The sequence below is a fragment of the Aquimarina sp. KJ22-3 genome (assembly GCF_055808215.1).
Genome location: NZ_CM147859.1, coordinates 1663402 through 1678214, shown reverse-complemented (window position 1 = coordinate 1678214; position 14813 = coordinate 1663402). Strand labels below are relative to the sequence as shown.

Annotated in this window: 14 protein-coding genes, 3 tRNA genes and 2 pseudogenes; 12 read left to right on the top strand and 7 right to left on the bottom strand. The window is 35.9% G+C overall.

Features of this window, described 5'->3' with window-relative positions; all coding sequences use genetic code 11:
- The gene (gene tgt / locus AC0L3Q_RS07345) at window positions 1-1131 is read right to left on the bottom strand and encodes a tRNA guanosine(34) transglycosylase Tgt (RefSeq protein ID WP_473285970.1); all 1131 of its coding nucleotides are present in this window, start codon (window positions 1129-1131) and stop codon (window positions 1-3) included.
- Between the two features lie 176 nt (window positions 1132-1307).
- Here tgt and AC0L3Q_RS07340 point away from each other — a divergent pair, with 176 nt between their 5' ends.
- The 3 genes from AC0L3Q_RS07340 (at window position 1308) to AC0L3Q_RS07330 (ending at window position 3954) form a co-directional block, all read left to right on the top strand.
- Window positions 1308-2153, top strand: a complete 846-nt coding sequence (locus AC0L3Q_RS07340; protein WP_073315134.1) for a transketolase — start codon at window positions 1308-1310, stop codon at window positions 2151-2153.
- 22 nt (window positions 2154-2175) lie between these two features.
- On the top strand, window positions 2176-3129 hold the full coding sequence (locus tag AC0L3Q_RS07335) for a transketolase family protein (protein ID WP_473285969.1): 954 nt from the start codon (window positions 2176-2178) through the stop codon (window positions 3127-3129).
- Between the two features lie 219 nt (window positions 3130-3348).
- Entirely contained in the window at window positions 3349-3954 is a 606-nt protein-coding gene (locus AC0L3Q_RS07330; RefSeq protein WP_473285968.1) for a porin family protein, read from the top strand.
- Window positions 3955-4008: 54 nt separating this feature from the next.
- Here AC0L3Q_RS07330 and AC0L3Q_RS07325 read toward each other — a convergent pair whose 3' ends face one another.
- Window positions 4009-5220 carry an FKBP-type peptidyl-prolyl cis-trans isomerase gene (locus AC0L3Q_RS07325; protein ID WP_473285967.1) on the bottom strand — a complete coding sequence of 404 codons (1212 nt, stop codon included), beginning with the start codon at window positions 5218-5220 and terminating at the stop codon, window positions 4009-4011.
- 89 nt (window positions 5221-5309) lie between these two features.
- On the opposite strand from AC0L3Q_RS07325, the gene AC0L3Q_RS07320 reads away from it, so the two are divergent.
- Complete coding sequence (locus AC0L3Q_RS07320; protein ID WP_473285966.1) at window positions 5310-5711, top strand: RNA-binding S4 domain-containing protein; 402 nt, start codon at window positions 5310-5312, stop codon at window positions 5709-5711.
- Window positions 5712-5804: 93 nt separating this feature from the next.
- Complete coding sequence (locus AC0L3Q_RS07315; protein ID WP_473285965.1) at window positions 5805-6305, top strand: phosphoribosyltransferase family protein; 501 nt, start codon at window positions 5805-5807, stop codon at window positions 6303-6305.
- On the opposite strand, the pseudogene AC0L3Q_RS07310 reads toward AC0L3Q_RS07315, so the two are convergent.
- Window positions 6297-6792 (bottom strand): annotated as a pseudogene (locus AC0L3Q_RS07310) (shikimate kinase). The gene AC0L3Q_RS07315 and the pseudogene AC0L3Q_RS07310 sit on opposite strands and share 9 nt — an antisense overlap.
- Before the next feature lie 149 nt (window positions 6793-6941).
- Here AC0L3Q_RS07310 and AC0L3Q_RS07305 point away from each other — a divergent pair.
- The 3 genes from AC0L3Q_RS07305 (at window position 6942) to AC0L3Q_RS07295 (ending at window position 7279) form a co-directional block, all read left to right on the top strand.
- Window positions 6942-7014: transfer RNA gene (locus AC0L3Q_RS07305), tRNA-Lys, on the top strand.
- A 40-nt stretch (window positions 7015-7054) separates the two neighbouring features.
- Window positions 7055-7127, top strand: a tRNA-Lys gene (locus AC0L3Q_RS07300).
- Between the two features lie 68 nt (window positions 7128-7195).
- Window positions 7196-7279 (top strand) — tRNA-Leu (locus tag AC0L3Q_RS07295).
- Between the two features lie 56 nt (window positions 7280-7335).
- Here AC0L3Q_RS07295 and AC0L3Q_RS07290 read toward each other — a convergent pair.
- Window positions 7336-7758 carry a hypothetical protein gene (locus AC0L3Q_RS07290; protein ID WP_473285964.1) on the bottom strand — a complete coding sequence of 141 codons (423 nt, stop codon included), beginning with the start codon at window positions 7756-7758 and terminating at the stop codon, window positions 7336-7338.
- Between the two features lie 367 nt (window positions 7759-8125).
- Between AC0L3Q_RS07290 and AC0L3Q_RS07285 the strand changes: the two genes are divergently transcribed.
- The 4 genes and pseudogenes from AC0L3Q_RS07285 to AC0L3Q_RS07270 all read left to right on the top strand — a co-directional run bounded on the left by AC0L3Q_RS07285 (window position 8126) and on the right by AC0L3Q_RS07270 (window position 11878).
- Window positions 8126-9022, top strand: coding sequence for a MerR family transcriptional regulator (locus AC0L3Q_RS07285; RefSeq protein ID WP_473285963.1), 897 nt, complete (start codon window positions 8126-8128; stop codon window positions 9020-9022).
- Window positions 9023-9037: 15 nt separating this feature from the next.
- Window positions 9038-10524: pseudogene (locus AC0L3Q_RS07280) on the top strand (phytoene desaturase family protein).
- A 37-nt stretch (window positions 10525-10561) separates the two neighbouring features.
- Window positions 10562-11401, top strand: coding sequence for a phytoene/squalene synthase family protein (locus tag AC0L3Q_RS07275; protein ID WP_473285962.1), 840 nt, complete (start codon window positions 10562-10564; stop codon window positions 11399-11401).
- 75 nt (window positions 11402-11476) lie between these two features.
- Complete coding sequence (locus tag AC0L3Q_RS07270) at window positions 11477-11878, top strand: sterol desaturase family protein (protein ID WP_473286910.1); 402 nt, start codon at window positions 11477-11479, stop codon at window positions 11876-11878.
- A gap of 14 nt (window positions 11879-11892) precedes the next feature.
- Here the strand turns inward: AC0L3Q_RS07270 and AC0L3Q_RS07265 are convergent, their stop codons facing one another.
- From AC0L3Q_RS07265 to AC0L3Q_RS07255, 3 genes are all read right to left on the bottom strand, one after another.
- Complete coding sequence (locus AC0L3Q_RS07265) at window positions 11893-12375, bottom strand: TlpA family protein disulfide reductase (RefSeq protein WP_473285961.1); 483 nt, start codon at window positions 12373-12375, stop codon at window positions 11893-11895.
- 252 nt (window positions 12376-12627) lie between these two features.
- Window positions 12628-14043 carry a hypothetical protein gene (locus AC0L3Q_RS07260; RefSeq protein WP_473285960.1) on the bottom strand — a complete coding sequence of 472 codons (1416 nt, stop codon included), beginning with the start codon at window positions 14041-14043 and terminating at the stop codon, window positions 12628-12630.
- A gap of 75 nt (window positions 14044-14118) precedes the next feature.
- Entirely contained in the window at window positions 14119-14787 is a 669-nt protein-coding gene (locus AC0L3Q_RS07255) for a Crp/Fnr family transcriptional regulator (protein WP_473285959.1), read from the bottom strand.
- Window positions 14788-14813 lie beyond the last annotated feature (26 nt).

Sequence of the window (14813 nt, the reverse complement as noted above, 5' to 3'; positions counted from 1 at the left end):
CTATAATCTTTTATCCATTTGTTTTACCATCATATTTTTCCAGGAATAAAAATCTCCCGCTAAGATATGTTTTCTTGCCTCTCTAACCAACCATAAATAAAATCCTAAATTATGAATGGTAGCTATTTGTCTTCCCAACATTTCGTTAACTGTAAACAAGTGACGTAAATATGCTTTCGAATATTCTGTATCTACAAATGTTATCCCCATTTCATCAATTGGTGAGAAATCATCTTCCCACTTTTTATTCTTTATATTTATGGTTCCATGGGCAGTAAACAACATTCCATTACGCCCATTACGAGTTGGCATCACACAGTCGAACATATCTACTCCCAAAGCTATATTTTCTAAAATATTGATAGGAGTTCCTACTCCCATCAAATATCTGGGTTTATCTTCTGGCAATATATCCGTAACCACCTCGGTCATCGCATACATCTCTTCGGCGGGTTCTCCTACCGACAAACCACCAATTGCATTACCTACCGCCCCAGCATTTGCTATATATTCTGCAGACTGTTTTCTTAGATCCTTATAAGTACTTCCCTGTACGATCGGAAAAAAAGCCTGATCATATCCATATTTAACCGGAATTTTTTCTAAATGTTGCATACAGCGATCTAACCATCGATGTGTCATGTGCATACTACGCTTTGCATACTGGTAATCACAAGGGTATGGCGTACATTCATCAAAAGCCATGATAATATCTGCTCCAATGGTACGTTGGATCTCCATTACATTTTCTGGAGTGAAGACATGATAAGATCCGTCAATATGGGATTTAAACTTTACTCCTTCTTCTTTGATTTTTCGATTAGCAGAAAGCGAATACACTTGGTATCCTCCACTATCGGTTAAGATATTTCTGTCCCAGTTCATGAACTTGTGTAACCCTCCTGCTTTTTCCAAAATAGGAGTTTGCGGACGTAAATACAGGTGATAGGTATTCCCTAATATGATATCTGGATTGATATCATTTTTCAGCTCACGCTGATGGACTCCTTTTACAGAAGCTACAGTCCCAACAGGCATAAAAATTGGAGTCTCTATAGCTCCATGATCTGTTGTTATTTTTCCTGCTCTTGCTTTGCTTTGAGGGTCTTTGGATAAAAGGTCAAATTGCATATCTTCATTTTCGTAGAGCGCAAAGATAACTAACTAAAATCATATCCATAACTCTTGGTTTTCGAAAACTTTTCGTTATTAACATCGAATTCTTAATTAAAAGCTAGGTATACATTTTGTAGCCGTATTCAAAACCTTTATTTTTGGGGCTTTATTATCAAGAAATCAGCATTATAATGCCTAAAACAAAACAACTAGAAGATTTTGCAACACAGGTCCGTAGAGATATTCTACGTCAGGTGCATAAGGTAAATTCAGGTCACCCAGGAGGTTCTTTAGGATGTACCGAATTTTTTGTAGCTCTGTATCAAGAAATCATGGAAAGAAAAGATGATTTTGATATGGACGGAATAGGAGAAGATCTGTTCTTCCTATCTAACGGACACATTTCACCGGTGTATTACAGTGTATTAGCAAGAAGTGGATACTTCCCTGTTGAGGAATTGAACACTTTTAGACTTATCGACAGTAGATTACAAGGTCACCCAACAACACATGAAGGTCTACCTGGTATACGTATCGCCTCGGGATCACTAGGTCAAGGGATGTCTGTAGCCATAGGTGCAGCCGAAGCCAAAAGATTAAACAACGATCAACATTTGGTGTTTAGTTTACACGGAGATGGTGAATTACAAGAAGGTCAAAACTGGGAAGCGATCATGTACGCTTCTGCCAAAAAAGTCGACAATCTTATCGCTACTGTAGATCTTAATGGACAACAAATCGATGGTTCTACAGATGATGTATTACCTATGGGAAGTCTAAAAGCTAAGTTCGAAGCATTTGGATGGGATGTTTTGGAAATCAAAGAAGGTAATAATATGACAGCCGTAATTGATGGCCTAAATGAAGCTAAAGCAAGAACAGGTAAAGGAAAACCGGTTTGTGTACTTCTTTACACAGTAATGGGTAATGGTGTTGATTTTATGATGCATACTCATGCTTGGCATGGAAAGGCTCCAAATGATGAACAATTAGAAATCGGATTGGCTCAAAATCCTGAAACTCTAGGCGATTACTAATACATCCAAATTAAATAAACAGATGAAAAAATATATAGATACAGGAAAAAAGGATACACGTTCAGGTTTTGGAGCAGGTTTGGAAGAATTGGGTAAAACCAACGAAAATGTGGTTGCGCTATGTGCTGACTTGATAGGATCTCTTAAAATGGATGCTTTTATAGCCAATAACCCAGAACGTTTTTTTCAAGTTGGAATTGCAGAAGCAAACATGATGGGAATCGCTGCTGGATTAACTGTTGGAGGTAAAATTCCATTTACAGGAACTTTTGCAAATTTTTCTACAGGTAGGGTTTATGACCAAATTCGTCAATCCATTGCTTACAGCGGTAAGAATGTAAAAATATGTGCTTCTCATGCTGGTTTAACACTAGGAGAAGACGGTGCTACACACCAGATTCTTGAAGATATAGGTTTGATGAAAATGCTACCAGGTATGACCGTAATCAATACTTGTGATTACAACCAAACCAAAGCAGCAACCATTGCTATAGCTGATCATCAAGGACCTGTTTACTTGCGTTTTGGAAGACCAAAAGTAGCAAACTTTACGGCAGAAGATCAGAAGTTTGAAATTGGTAAAGCAGTGACCTTACAAGAAGGTACAGATGTAACCATTGTAGCTACTGGACATTTGGTTTGGGAAGCATTGCAAGCTGCAGAAAGTCTGCATGAAGAAGGTATTAGTGCTGAAGTAATTAATATCCATACCATCAAACCTCTTGATGATGAAGCTATATTAAATTCTGTAAAGAAAACAGGAAGCATAGTTACCGCAGAAGAGCATAATCACCTTGGTGGATTGGGAGAAAGTGTTGCCAGAGTATTGTCGCAACAACACCCAACACCACAAGAGTTTATTGCTACCAATGACACTTTTGGAGAAAGTGGTACTCCTGATCAACTTATGGAAAAATACGGCCTTAACGCCGATGCAATCAGCAAAGCTGTACACAAGGTTATCAAAAGAAAATAATATTTTTATATACCTAAAAGCTAACCGCCTTTTGACAATGTCCAAAAGGCGGTTTTCTTATAAAGACATTTCATTTATATCAGCTTTTGAAAAAACATTCTCCAGATTACTGTTTTATGGCAAACTTTTTGATTATAGAATAAACCAATTATTAAAACCGTTTAACCAATACCAGCCAATTCACATCATCATTCAATTATTAATTAAAACTTATTCACAATGAAAAATGCACTTGTTTTTTTAATGTTATTCACTATCTGTACAGTTTCCGCACAACAAAAAGGAATCACTTTTGGTGTAAAAGCTGGACTTAACTACGGAGACAATGGAAAAATTGAGATTTCAGATCTCGCCGATGCTGGTAGCAACGTATTATCAGAAAGAGCTGATGATAGGGTTGGATACCACTTTGGTGTTTTTTTAAGAGGAAATCTAACCGAAAACCTTTATTTACGACCAGAATTGCAATATACGGTAAACAATAGTACCTATGAGCTGGATGGAAGAAGCCTGGACTACGACATCAAAAAAATAGATTTACCCATTTTACTTGGAACACGTATCTTAGGCCCAATTCATGTATTTGGAGGACCAGCATTGCAATTTATTGTAGATAACGAACTGGAAGATGTACGACTAGGAGATGTAAAGAATGAATTCACCGTCGGTGTTCAATTTGGTGCCGGGGTTCAATTAGGGAGGCTAAATGCAGATGTACGATATGAAAGAGGATTAAGCAGAAATAGAGCACAATCTATAGACGAAAGCATTCGTGTTGACTCTAGACCTGATCAATTCATATTAGCGCTTTCTCTGGATTTGTAAAGACCTTAAAATTATGAATAAAAAAACTCCGGTATGTTACCGGAGTTTTTTTATTTAGTCATTTTTCGAATCTCTATCATCAGGATCAAGATGGTTTTGTACTCCATCACCATCATCATCATAAAAGGTAATTTCATCCAAGCTAATGAATCCATCTCCGTTGGCATCATTTACCGTAATTTCGTCTCTGGTTTGAGTTCCATCGCCATCATCATCGGTATCCAAATAATTGGCCGCATTATCACCATCTGTATTATCATCTGCATCCAACACCAATCTATCATTGTCTAAGTCCTCCAAATATGAAGGGATTCCATCTCTATCATGATCAGATTCATTGATAGCATACAATTGAATATTAAAAATCAACGCTTTATATGCTCCGATTCCAGTTCCCAATGGTGGGTTTTCAAAATATGCTAAGCCAGAAGGAATAAATACTGTGAAATTCCCGAAATCATCCGTAAAATCGATGGTACCATCTCCATTAATCATACTTCCTGAAGCTCCACTAAAACCGGTTGTAGCCTCTCTGAAACCATCTATAACTCCAACCAGATCAAACCAAATAGGAGTTACTGCATTATCAAATACTCTACGATCTGGATCATTATTATCTACTGGGTCGTTATCATCGATAATTCCATCACCATCAGAATCTACTTTTCCTGCATCAGTTCCTGGGGTACCATCATCGTCGGCATCACTATCATCTGCGATACCATCATTATCTCTATCCGTTCTTGTAACTCCGTCTATCTCGTCAGCAACATTATCTCCATCTGCATCAACATCGGCAGCATCAGGAATACCGTCACCATCCATATCCAGATTTTCATAAAACTGCTCTCCTCTGAAGGTGACTAATGCTGAATCTGCAAATTGAGGTTTTCTCTCTGTTGGAGCTCCATCGCGCAGATTCAATATATATAGAGTATAATCAATATTCTCTTCTGTAACAGGATCTTCTCTTGTTATTGTTCTAGTTTCCAAAAACTCTGAATCAATAATTGCTTGTTCTCCACTGTTGGCTCCAGCGATGGTATCCAACTGTACAATCTGATAATCTGGATTAGCCGGATTGTCTATTAACCTAAAGAAATGTGTTTCTAAATACCTTCTTATAATCGGATCTTCATTGGCTTGCTGTTCTGCTCTATCCCGAATAGGAATCGTTTCCAGATCGGGGTCATCATCATCATTATTACAAGCGAATAAAGCTACCAAAGTAAAAATGGTAGCAAAAACATATTTGTTAATATTCATCGAATTACTTTTTTGAAGGCGCAAGATACGATTTTCTTGTACTTTTGTTTTACAATTTTTTAATATAAAACGCATTTTAAACACTTTTTATGCGAGTTGATAAATATTTATGGTGTATTCGATACTTCAAAACAAGAAGTATCGCTACCAAAGCCTGTAAAGAAGGAAAGGTAAGAGTAAATGGAGATCTTATCAAACCTTCTCGAGAAATCTATCCAATGGATAAAATTTCCGTCAGAAAAAACCAAATAAACTACGAACTCGTTGTTTTAGATACTCCTGATAGCCGTATCGGCGCAAAATTAGTTGATATCTACCGTAAAGACATCACTCCAACCGAAGCGTTGCAAAAATTAGACCTTTTAAAATATTCTAAAGATTATTATCGAAAAAAAGGAACTGGGCGTCCAACTAAAAAAGACCGAAGAGATATTGATGATTGGTTTATTGATACCGATGATCATCAGTCTTCTGATTCAGAAGAAGAATAGGATAACATCTGTTTATCATTGACCAAAGACCCTCTCTAGATTGGGAGCAATTGTCTATCTTTACCCCATCAATCATCTTCAACAAGATTATTTATGAATACCGAAAATAACATCATCCTTACTCACGAGCAAATACAGCATAAAATAAAGAGAATTGCTTATCAGATCTATGAAACGAATGTTGGCGAAAAAGAAATCGTAATTGCTGGGATTGCTCAAAACGGATATGTTTTTGCAGAGAGAATAAAAGAAATACTGGAAGATATTTCGGACTTAACCATAGTGCTTTGTAAAGTGACTATGGACAAGAAAAATCCAACAAATACAGTAAGCACCTCTCTTTCTGCTGAAGAATATCAAGGTAAATCTCTTGTACTCATCGATGATGTATTGAATTCTGGAACAGCCTTAATGTACGGGGTAAAACACTTTTTGGATATGCCTCTTACCCGATTCAAGACAGCAGTGCTTGTGAATCGAAATCATAAAAAATATCCGATCAAAGCTGATTTTAAAGGAATTTCCCTCTCGACTTCTTTACATGAGCATGTGGAAATCATTTTTGGAGAAGAAGACTCTGCTATTTTAAAATAAAGCTTCCTGAATCTCTTTGCTAATTTCGTCTGGGTCCTTTTGATCAGTGTTTACTTTATGGGTGGACTGATTGTAATAAAAAGATCGTTCGAAAAGATGTTTCCGAATAAAATCTTTTAACGCCTCATCACTTTCTAGATGTGCGATTAGAGGTCTTTTCTCTTTTTCTGCATACAATCTTTGCGTTAGTTCATCCAGAGATGTCTGTAGATATACTGTGGTTGCGTTACTTTTTTGTTGAATGAATTCTAGGTTTCCTGCAAAACAAGGAGTCCCTCCTCCTAAAGCAAGCACAGTGTTTTCAAAATTGGCAAGTACTTCTTTTAGGTAAATTGTTTCCTTTTTTCTAAAATATATCTCTCCATGGTCCTGAAAAATATCTTTTATTGTTTTTTTCTTGCTCTTCGATATACGCATCCAAATCCAAATAATCATACCCTACTTTTTCGGCTAGCGTATTGCCTATCAGGGATTTTCCACTCCCCATATATCCTATTAAAACTAAAATCATACCCCTATTAATTGGTGAAAAAAAATTCATTTTAAACAAAAAGCAAATTTATATTAATTTCTTCTTGAAAAATAAATTAATGATAGTATATTTGCACCCGCATTCAGGAAATAGTGTAATGCTATGACTTGGTAGCTCAGTTGGTAGAGCATCTCCCTTTTAAGGAGAGGGTCCTGGGTTCGAGCCCCAGCCAAGTCACAAAGAATAGTTCTGTAAAATACTAGAAAAAACAACAAATGACCAGGTAGCTCAGTTGGTAGAGCATCTCCCTTTTAAGGAGAGGGTCCTGGGTTCGAGCCCCAGCCTGGTCACTAAAAAGTATCGTATATAGTACGATACTTTTTTAGTTTTATAGTATATTGTTCTGCTAAAAATTACTGCCCAGATGCTGGAATTGGTAGACAGGCATGGTTGAGGGCCATGTGTCCATTAGGGCGTGCGGGTTCGACTCCCGCTCTGGGCACTTATCTACCAAAGCTGAAATCTTAAAAAACGAATCGAAAACGTAACGGGTTTCTACTAATTATTGCAGTTCTTGATGTCTTCGTAAAAAACATGATATTCTGCTGTAGGAATAACATCTCCCTTTTTACTTAACTTGATAGATTGATTTTCTTTAAAATTCCGCAAAGACAACATATTTATCGAATATCCTTTGTAGACAATTTCGAAATGACTTTGATCCTTTACTCGTAATTCGTCTACAGAGAACTCGAAACGGCCTTCGGCATCAGTATAGGCACTCATACAATCATCATCATCCAGATAAAGCTTTACTGCGGCATATTCTACGCTTTTTCTTTTATCATCTACCACTTTACCTTTAAATACCTTTAATTCTTGTCCTGAAGCATTAGAATCTACATCGCTACTAGAATTTTCTTTTGATTTACAGGAAGCTAAAAAAACTAAGCTCGCACAAAACACAACTATTTTTCTCATATACATTAATTTATTTTGCAAATGGTTATAGTTTTTAAGAGTCTTAAAACTCAGTTAATATTTATTGTCACTGTTAAATATACAAAATTATGCAGTCAGTTGTACTATGCTTCAATTTTCTAGAAAAAACATAAAAAAAGACCTTTTTTTATTGACAAAAACCAAAAAATAAAAGGTTTTATTAAAAAAACACCAAACCTCCAGATGTGATTTTTTTCGTTCCGATTTGTTAAAATAATACAAAAGTTGTTCTCCTGAAATCGTAGAATATTCTGGTATTTTAACAAAAAACTCTACATTTTTAACAAATAATGAAAAAAAATATGAAATCTTTTAAGTAAGTTTGTTTAACTATTTTTTGGAAAAGGTGAACAATATTAAACAAACATTTAGTATCAAGGATCTTGAAAACCTCTGTGGGGTTAAAGCTCACACGATACGTATTTGGGAAAAAAGATACAACTTACTCTCTCCAGATCGTACAGAGACCAATATAAGAACCTACAATCTAAAAAGCTTACAAAAACTACTTAATGTAACTTATCTAGTAAATAGCGGTTACAAGATCTCCCGTATATCCAAATTGAATGAAGAAGAAATTAATGAATATGTAAGGAGCATAGTTTCTGATAATAGCACAAAAAATCAAGCTATCAATTCATTCAAGATCGCTATGCTTAATTTTGATCTTGAACTTTTTCTAGGTACATACGAGCAACTGGAAAGCAGAAGAAACTTCAGACAAATATTTACTGATGTATTTATTCCATTGCTAAAAGAGATTGGTCTGCTTTGGCAAACGGACACTATCAGTCCGGCTCATGAGCATTTTGTGACCAATCTGATTAAGCAAAAACTCTTGTTGAATATTGAAAAGCTTCAATACTCTAAACCGACAAAGAAAGAGAAAGCCTTTATTCTGTTTTTACCGGAAAATGAAATACACGAATTAGGCTTATTATATATCAATTACGAAATCCTGCTACATGGTTACAAAGCCATCTATCTAGGTCCAAGTATTCCTCTAGATAGCCTTCCAAATATGCTTACATTTCATGAAAACACGGTATTTGTATCCTATTTCACCATCAAACCCGAAAAGGATCAAATATCAAAATATGTCCAAAGTTTTAACGAAATGATTTGCAAGGAAAGGGAATGCGAGTTTTGGATGTTAGGTAAGCAAATTATGCACATTTCGAAGAGCAGTGCACCTAATCATCGCTATTTTGACTCCATTAGCGCTTTATTAACCGAACTTTAATACCACTAACATTACATGTCTAAAAAAGTCGTAATTATTGGCTCAGGGTTTTCTTCCCTATCCGCATCATGCTACCTTGCACAAATGGGATATGATGTAGCTATTTATGAAAAAAATGCTACAGTTGGAGGTAGAGCGAGACAATTAAAAAAAGAGGGATTTACTTTTGATATAGGGCCTTCCTGGTATTGGATGCCTGATGTATTTGAAAGTTTCTTTAACGACTTTGAGCGCCAAGTATCTGAGTATTATACTTTAGAAAAACTAAATCCTGCTTACAAAGTTTTTTTGAAAATCATGAAAGCATAATCATAGAAGATACACTAGAAAAGATTTATGCTGCTTTTGAAAAAGAGGAAAAAGGAAGTTCGATCAAGCTCAAAAAGTTTATAGATACCGCCAGAAGGAATTATGATATTGCTATCAAAAATCTGGTATATCGTCCAGGCGTATCCCCTTTAGAATTGGTTACCAAGGAGACTATCCTAAGAGTAAGTCAATTTTTTAGCACGATTTCCAAAGAGGTTAAAAAAGAATTCACTAATAAAAAATTGATACAAATTCTTGAGTTTCCTGTTCTCTTCTTAGGAGCCAAACCTAGTGACACTCCTGCTTTTTACAGTTTTATGAATTATGCTGATTTTGGGTTAGGCACCTGGCACCCAAAAGGAGGAATGTATCAGGTTATCTTAGGAATGAAACGATTAGCCGAGTCTCTCGGAGTAGATTTTCATACCAATGCTGAAGTTGAAAAAATTACTGTTGAAGGAGGTGAAACTAAAGGAATCGTAGTAAATTCAGAATTGATAGCCGCTGATATTGTATTATGTGGTGCTGATTACCATCACGGAGAATCTTTGTTAGATCCTCAATATAGACAATATTCAGAAAAATATTGGGACAAAAAGACTTTTGCTCCTTCTTCTCTACTCTTTTATGTAGGGTTCGACAAAAAACTTAACAACATCCATCATCATAATCTATTTTTCGATACAGATTTTAATGCACACGCTAGAGACATTTATGATGATCCTAAGTGGCCCGAAGAACCTCTTTTTTACGCCAACTTCACCTCTGTTACGGATCCTGGTACTGCTCCAGAAGGAAAGGAAAATGGTTTTTTCTTAATTCCCTTGGCGCCGGGAATAGAAGATACAGAGGAGCTTAGAGCACTGTATTTTGAAAAAATTATAACTCGTTTTGAAGCACTTACCAATCAAAATGTTAAAAATAGTATTATCTTTAAAGAGAGCTTTTGTGTAAAAGATTTTATTAAAGAATATCATTCTTACAAAGGAAATGCATACGGAATGGCCAATACGTTGCTACAAACAGCATTCTTAAGGCCTAAGTTAAAAAGTAAGAAAGTCGATAACCTATTTTTCACCGGGCAGCTTACCGTGCCTGGACCTGGAGTACCGCCATCATTGATTTCAGGAAAATTGGTAGCTGGATTGATTCAAAAGCAATACAAGCAGACAAAAGAACTACAACCAACATAACAATACGTAAACTTAGAACCTTCTTAAACTGACTCTTATGAAAGCTATTTTTGATAATGTATCTTATGATTGCAGTAAAATTGTAACCAATTCTTACAGTACCTCGTTCTCGTTAGCATCCAAAATGTTATCGGAATCCATACGACAAGATATTTACAACATCTATGGTTTTGTAAGATTTGCTGATGAAATTGTAGATACTTTTCATGATTATGACAAAGAGGTTCTTTTTAATGACTTTGAGAAAGGGATGTATAAGGCTATTGAAAACAAAATAAGTCTTAACCCCATCCTTAATGCTTTTCAAAAAACGGTTCATCAATACAATATACAACCGGAGCTTTATGAAGCATTCATGAAAAGCATGCGATTAGATCTTCATAAAACAGATTATCTCACCGATGCAGAATATAAAGAATACATCTATGGTTCTGCAGATGTAGTTGGACTAATGTGCCTAAAAGTGTTTGTGAATGGTGATGAAAAGAAATACAACGATCTTAAGGATAGCGCTATGCACTTGGGATCGGCTTTTCAAAAAGTAAATTTCTTACGAGATCTAAAAGCCGATTTTGAAGAGTTAAACAGAACATACTTCCCGAATACTGATTTAAGACAACTGGATGAAGCTTCAAAATTGAAAATCATTCAAGAGATTGAAGAAGACTTCGAAAAAGGTTTAAAAGGCATTTTAAAGCTTCCTGTTGAAGCAAAATTTGGTGTCTATACTGCTTTTATTTATTACAGAAAATTATTGAACAAACTTAAGAAAACTCCGTCTTTAGAAATTAAAAACACCCGTATACGAGTACCCAACTATCAAAAACTTGGTTTGTTGGCCAAATCGTATTTTGATTACCGATTAAATTTAATTTAAACGTATTTTTGTAAAAACATTCGAACTGTGAAATTATTTATTCAAATACTGGTTTTTTTTGGTACATTTTCGATCATGGAGTTTATGGCCTGGTTCACTCACAAATACGTGATGCATGGTTTTTTATGGATTTTGCACAAAGATCATCACCATAAAGACCATGATAGCTGGTGGGAACGTAATGATCTTTTCTTTGTTTTTTATGCTGTAGTAAGCATGTCTAACATTCTATTTCACGACTCAGAAACATATTGGATAGGTATACCTGTTGGTTTAGGAATTTTGGCTTATGGTATTGCCTATTTTGTGGTACACGACATTTTTATCCACCAACGTTTCAAGATGTTTAGAAATGCGAATCATTGGTATGCCAAAGGTGTAAGAAGAGCTCACAAAATCCATCACAAAAATAGATTTAAGGAAAAAGGAGAATGTTTTGGGATGTTAGTGGTACCTTTTAAATACTTTAAAAAATAAACAACTACGATAGATTATTGCTCAGCCAATAACTTATCGATTGTTTCTCTCACTTTATCACTGTTCCAATTAGCAGCATTGCTTTTATCGATAACAATATTACCTTTTTTATCTATAAGATAGGTTTGTGGTATTGGATTATTTACTAATGGTTTTGGACGTGATGAAAGAGATCTGTATATCGGAAAATAGTACTTCTTATTTTTCATAAACTTATTTAGTTCAGGATCATCATCTGTGGTAACAAATAAGAAAACCACCTCATCCTTATAATCATTGTACAATTTCTGCAAAGAAGGCATCTCTGCAATACAAGGAGGGCACCAAGTAGCCCAAAAGTTGATCAACACAACTTTTCCTTCCGCAGTATCAAAGTTTATCGACTCTGTATTGACTCCGTGCAATTTCCAGTTAAATGAAGCCACCTCTGCACGTTCTTCGACCTGTACGATACCAGGACTGAAAGAAAAAATTCTGGTTAAAAATATCTGCATCATCCCTCGAGTATTTGGGATAAAAAACAGAATCAAAAAAATAGCAAAAACTAAATTCGAAACATTTTTTTTATTCAATTTTCCTTTCATATCAATTTTATAAAAACCTCGTTAGATCAACCTATTTTAATCAATAAAGCGCAATCTTGGATTGCGCTTTAAAACTAACAAAAAAACAACGAACTATCTTGGCAAAAATTCTAAAATAGAATTTGAAATCTCTAAGGAGTTCGAAAGTATTATCTTTATGTGTGTCTATTCTCTATTTACTGTAATCGAATTGGACAGGTCGAAACATCCTTCAAGTTCGTTGGCATTCATTCCCATTTCAAGCCCTTTCAGTCCTGCTTCGTAACGTATATACCAAATCAAACAAACTCCAACACCAGCTTCATCAAAGTCTACCCCTTCTACTTGTGCTAACGTTTCTGGTAATCCAAGAATCATACCTTGATCGTCTGTGATGATCCATGAACTATTTGTTCCTGAAGCTCCAGTAGCATCCAACATGATACCTGATACCATATCAGGAGTTCCGTCTACAGTAAATGTAAAAGGCCCACCAGAAAGCGTTCCTGCTTCGGTCATTCCGCATTCACGAACTACTTCGATAGAGTTTGACAAATCAAAATCACCTTGTAGATTTCCTGCATTCATACCCATTGCCAATCCCTGTAAACCGTCTTCATATCTCAAATACCAGATCAAACAAGTACCAGGTCCAGCATCATCAAAATTAACATTTTCTACATCTGCTAAGGTTGGTGGTAACCCGAGGATATTCGAAGCGTCATCTGTAATCACCCATGTGCTATTAGCACCAAAGGCATTGGTATCATCTAACTCTATACCAGACACCATATCTGGAGTCCCATCTACGGTTGTGGTAAAAGGTCCACCGGTAATTTTCCCAGCGTTTACCACTTGATTTCTTACTACTGTGATCGCATTAGACAAATCGAATTCTCCTGTTATATCATTAGCATTCATTCCCATTTCTAAACCAGTAACCATACCATTGTATCGAGCATACCAGATTAAACATGTACCTGCCCCTGCATCATCAAAATTCACACCTTCTACTGCTGCCAACGTTTCCGGTAACCCAAGAATCATACCTTGATCATCTGTAACAATCCAAGTACTGTTCTCACCAAAGGCATTGATATCATCCAGGGTAATTCCAGTTACCATATCTGGCTCTCCGTCTACATCAAACTCAAAAGGTCCCCCAGCGATACTACCCGCATTTGCGACCTGGTTACGCAATACTGTTATAGAATTCGATAAATCAAATTCACCTTCAACATCATTAGCATTCATCCCCATTTCTAAACCAGTAACCGTACCGTTATATCTAGCATACCAGATCAAACAGGTACCTGCACCAGCATCATCAAAATTCACACCTTCTACGGCCTCGATTGTAGGGGGTAATCCCAGAATCATCCCTGCGTCGTCGGTAACAATCCAAGTACTATTTTCTCCTATTGCATTCGTGGCGTTTAAGGTAATCCCGGTCACCATATCCGCTTCACCATCTACATCAAACTCAAAAGGTCCCCCAGAAATCTCTCCGGCGTTTACCACCGGAACATTATCATCGTCGTCGTCACAAGAGGCGGCAATAAGCCCGATTGCCAAAACCCCTAACATTAATTTTTTGAACATTGCTTTTGTTTTTTTATGATTATTAGACCATAAAATTATTGACAATGAACATTTTAAAATGTTAGGTGGCTAACATTACGCCACACTTTTCAATCGAATTTCCTTACGACTGAAATCGATGATATTTAATTCTTTCAACTCATTAAGAATGATATTAAGAGTAGGTCTTGAAGTCCCTATTAGATTAGCGATATCTTTCTGTGTATAAGGATGTTCGATCACCATATCACCGGTATCCGGGCAACAATGGCCATAATCTTCTTTGAGTTCGTTTAAAAATTCTAATAATCTGGTTTTGGTATCCTTAAAAAGAAGCAGTTGGAGTCTTCTTTCCAGTTTCCGAAAACGCAATCCGATAAATTTATAAATACGAAGGCTGAAAGACTGATTTTCTCTCATTAATCCATGCATTGTTTCTACTCCGATAGGGCAAATTGAAGTGGTATTATCAACAGATTGGGCAAATTCAGTTCTTTTGTTTACGCCAAGAATTGCTTTTTCGCCAAAAATTTCTCCTCGTGTTAGAATAGCTTTAACTACTTCATTTCCATCTTCGGCATAATATCCAATTTTCACCTTTCCTTTCTCAATGAGGTAAATTTTGTTGGCAGAGTCCTGCTCAAAATAGATATAATCGTTCTTTCGATACGCATCGAAGTCGTGGTCTTTTTTATAATTTTTGAATTTATGAGGGCATAACACTTTGAATAGATTGGCATCCTCAAAAAACCATATGGCACCCATGATGATTGTGTTTAAGAAGTTACTTC